Here is a 3547-nt window from a genome sequence, read left to right as displayed (position 1 = left end):
GCCCACCCTCCCCATCCCCACGGCCCCTGCCCTGGGCCGGTGCGAGGTGGTGGTGTACACCCCTCGGCACACGGGGAGCCTGGCCACCCTCTCCGACGAGGAGCGGCTTCTCCTTCTCCTCGCCCTGAGGGACCGCTACCAGGCCCTTTACGCCCTGGAGGGAGTGCGCTTCGTCATGCCCTTTGAGAACCGGGGGGAGGCCATCGGGGTTACCATCCACCATCCCCACGGGCAGATCTACGCCTACCCCTTCGTGCCCCCCCTTTTGGAGAAGGAGGCGGAGGCCTTTCGGGAGGGTCCGGTCCTTCTGGACCTCCTGCCCCACCTGGGGCCCTACGCGGTGGACCGGGAGGGGGGCTTCCTGGCTTTCGTCCCTCCCTTCGCCCACTTCCCCTACGAGGTCTGGATCGCCCCCGAGGCCTTCCACCCCGGGCTTTGGACCCTTTCGGAAGAGGAGATGGCTGCTTTGGCGCGCCTTTTGGGCCGGGTGGTGGCCCGGCTGGACGCCCTCTTCGGCGAGCCCATGCCCTACGTGATGCTCTTCCACGCGGCCCCCAAGGGGGAGGAGGTCCGGTTCCACTTCCACATAGAGTTCCTCCCCATCCGCCGGGCGGCGGGGCGGCTTAAGTACCTGGCGGGGACGGAGCTTGGGGCTTGGGCCTTCACGGTGGACGTGCTGCCCGAGGAGGCGGCAAGGCGGCTTAGGGAGGTGAGTTAGGGTGGACCTCGAGGCGCTGGCCCGCCTTAGAGCCTGGATGGAGGCCCAGGGCTTTCCCCGCTTTTTCTTGGCCCGGCCGGAGAACTTCGCCTGGCTCACCGGGGGAGTGAACACCCTGGTCCCCTTGGGGGAAGGGGTGGGCTACCTGGAGGTGGGGGAGGGGATCCGGCTCCACACTACCCCGCCGGAGCACCCCCGGCTGGCGGAGGAGGAGGCCTTGGAGGTGGAGGTGGCCCTCCATCCCTGGTACGCCTTCCCCCCACCCCCAAGCCCGAACGATCTGGAGCATGACCTCACCCCCCTGCGCCTGGTCCTCACCTCCCGGGCTCAGGCCGCCTTGCGGGTCCTGGGGGCACGGGCCGCCCGGGTGGTGGGCGAGGTGTACGGTCGGCAGGGCCCCACTGGCGGGAGTACGCCCTGGCGGGGGCTCTGGCCGAGGCCCTCTGGGGAGAGGGGGTCCGGCCACTGCTCCTCCTGGTGGCGGGGGAGGAGCGGCTTTTCCGCCACCGCCACCCCCTTCCCAAGGAGCGGCCCCTGGGGCGGGCTTTCATGGCGGTGGTGTGCGCGGAGGCGGGAGGGCTGGTGGCCAGCCTCACCCGGATGGCCGCCTTCGGCCAGGAGGAGGTGGAGGCCCTCTATAAGAAGGTGCTCCGGGTGGAGGCGGAGGCCCTTTCCGCAAGCCGCTCCGGGGCCAGCCTAGGAGCTGTGCTGGAGGCCATCCGCCGGGGGTACGAGGAGGTGGGGCACCCCGGGGCCTTTCTGGAGCACCACCAGGGGGGTGTGGCCGGTTTCCGTCCCCGGGAGGTCTTTGCCACCCCCGGGCATCCCCTCCGCCTCCGGCCGGGCATGGCCCTGGCCTGGAACCCGAGCCTTCCAGGCGCCAAGGTGGAGGACACCTTCCTCCTGGGGGAGAACGATCTGGAAACTCTGACGGAAGACCCCCTGTGGCCCATGGAGGAAGTAGGGGGGCGCCGGCGGCCCGACCTGTGGCGGGGCTAGCTCCCTAGGGCCCCTTCCAGGTCGGCCCAGAGGTCCTCGGGGTCCTCGAGGCCCACGCTTAGGCGGAGGAGGCCCGGGGGGAGGTGCCCTTGGCCCGGGATGGCCGAGCGGCGCTCCATGGTGGACTCCACGCCCCCGAGGCTTGTGGCGTGGCGGATGAGCCGGGCCCGCTCAAGAACCCCGTCCGCCCCTTCCGCCCCGCCCTTCACCATGAAGGAGACCACGGCGCCAAAGCCTTTGAGGAGGCTTCGGGCCCGCGTGTGCCCCGGGTGGGTGGGAAGGCCAGGGTAGAGGACCCTTTCCACCTGGGGGTGCTCCTGGAGCCGTTCCGCCAGGAACTGGGCGGTCTTTTGCATCCTCTCCAGACGCACCGCCAGGGTGCGGAGGCCTCTTAGGGCCAAGAAGGCCTCCAGCGCCCCGGGGGTGGCACCCTGGAGGGTCCGCGCCCTGCGGAGCCTTTGGAAGAGGGCTTCCTCCCGGGCCACCGCCACCCCCAGGAGGAGGTCCGAGTGCCCCCCGAGGATCTTGGTGGCGCTGTGGACCACCACGTCGGCCCCCAGGTCCATGGGCCGGAGGTTTAAGGGGGTGGGGAAGGTGTTGTCCACCGCGAGAAGCCCCTTCCTCGAGGCCCCGGCGATGGCCTTCAGGTCCGGCACCTCCAGGAGGGGGTTGGAGATGGGCTCCAGCCAAAGGAGGTCCGCCTCCTTGGCTATTTCCACCCAGGCCTCCGTATCCCCCAGGGGCAGGCGGAGGAGGCGCCAAGGTCCCCCTTCCGCCAGGCCCACCACCCCCTGGTAGCAGTCCGTGGGGAGGACCACCAGGGCCCCTGGGGGGAGGAGGCTAAGGACCGCGGCCGCCGCGGCCATCCCTGAGGCGAAGGCCACCGCCTTCCCTCCCTCCAGTCCCCCCACCACCTCCTCAAAGGCGGCCCAGGTGGGGGTCCCGTCCTCCCGGGCGTAGCCTCCCAGGAGGAAGTTGGAGGCAGGGACCAGGGGGGTGTTCAGGGGGGTTCCCGGCGTCTCGGGCCGCCCCCCCTGTACCAACCAGGTTTCCGGCTTCATTTCCACCCCTCCATTGTAGGCTTAAGGCCATGGACCCCACCCTGGCCCGGGTTTTGGAGCTCCTCAAGCTCCCCCACCGGGGGAGCGCCACCCCCCTCGAGGCCGAGGCCTTCCGCCGTCTGAAGGCCTTCCTGGAAGGGGAGGGCTACCGGGTTCAGGTCCTCCCCTTCAAAGGCGTGCGGAGCTACGGCCCGGAGCTTTTGACCATCAGCCTCCTTTTGGCCCTTTCGCCCCTTTCCCCCCTCTTTCCCCTCCTTGGGGCCTTGGCCTTCTTCCTCTACTTCAGCGGCCACCGGCCCTGGGGCTTCCTCCTGGACCGCCTTCCCTCCCAAAACCTCCTCCTCTGGAAGGGGGAAGGCCCCCAGGCCCTCCTCCTTCTCGCCCACGTGGACACCGCCAAGACCTTCTTCCTCTACCATCCCAAGCGGGTTTCGGGCTTTAGGCGGCAGTTCCTCCTGAACGCCCTCCTGGCGGCCTTGGCCCCCTTCCTCGCCTTTACCCCCTTAGCCTGGGCCGTGGGGGCCTACTTCCTGGCCCAGGCGGGCCTCCTCCTTCACCGAGAGCTCAAAGCCCCTTACGTGGAAGGGGGGAACGACAACGGAAGCGGGGTGGCGGTGGCCACCGCCCTTTTCCTGAAGACCACCCCACCGCCCGGTTTCCGCCTGGGCCTGGCCCTCACGGGGTGCGAGGAGGTGGGGGCCCTGGGGGCTAGGGCCCTCCTTCCTCACCTGCCCCCGGGTACCCTGGTCCTCAACCTGGACAATGTGGG

4 protein-coding genes are annotated in these 3547 nt (G+C 70.1%); 3 read left to right on the top strand and 1 reads right to left on the bottom strand.

The features are described from left to right. Both WKI94_RS11610 and WKI94_RS11605 read left to right on the top strand, forming a co-directional pair. Window positions 1-718: galactose-1-phosphate uridylyltransferase (locus WKI94_RS11610; protein WP_337845885.1), on the top strand; the 718-nt coding region annotated here is incomplete at its 5' end. Window positions 719-1135: 417 nt separating this feature from the next. Continuing rightward, on the top strand, window positions 1136-1717 hold the full coding sequence (locus WKI94_RS11605; protein ID WP_337845886.1) for a M24 family metallopeptidase: 582 nt from the start codon (window positions 1136-1138) through the stop codon (window positions 1715-1717). Here the strand turns inward: WKI94_RS11605 and WKI94_RS11600 are convergent. Further along, the gene (locus tag WKI94_RS11600; protein WP_337845884.1) at window positions 1714-2778 is read right to left on the bottom strand and encodes a PLP-dependent transferase; all 1065 of its coding nucleotides are present in this window, start codon (window positions 2776-2778) and stop codon (window positions 1714-1716) included. The genes WKI94_RS11605 and WKI94_RS11600 overlap by 4 nt on opposite strands. 29 nt (window positions 2779-2807) lie before the next feature. Here WKI94_RS11600 and WKI94_RS11595 point away from each other — a divergent pair. Continuing rightward, window positions 2808-3547 (top strand): M28 family peptidase (locus WKI94_RS11595; RefSeq protein WP_337845883.1); only part of this gene is annotated, 740 nt, incomplete at its 3' end.

Origin of the sequence: Thermus sp., from assembly GCF_037444525.1 — a bacterium.
GTDB lineage: Bacteria > Deinococcota > Deinococci > Deinococcales > Thermaceae > Thermus.
This window is presented reverse-complemented; position numbering and strand designations above follow the sequence as displayed.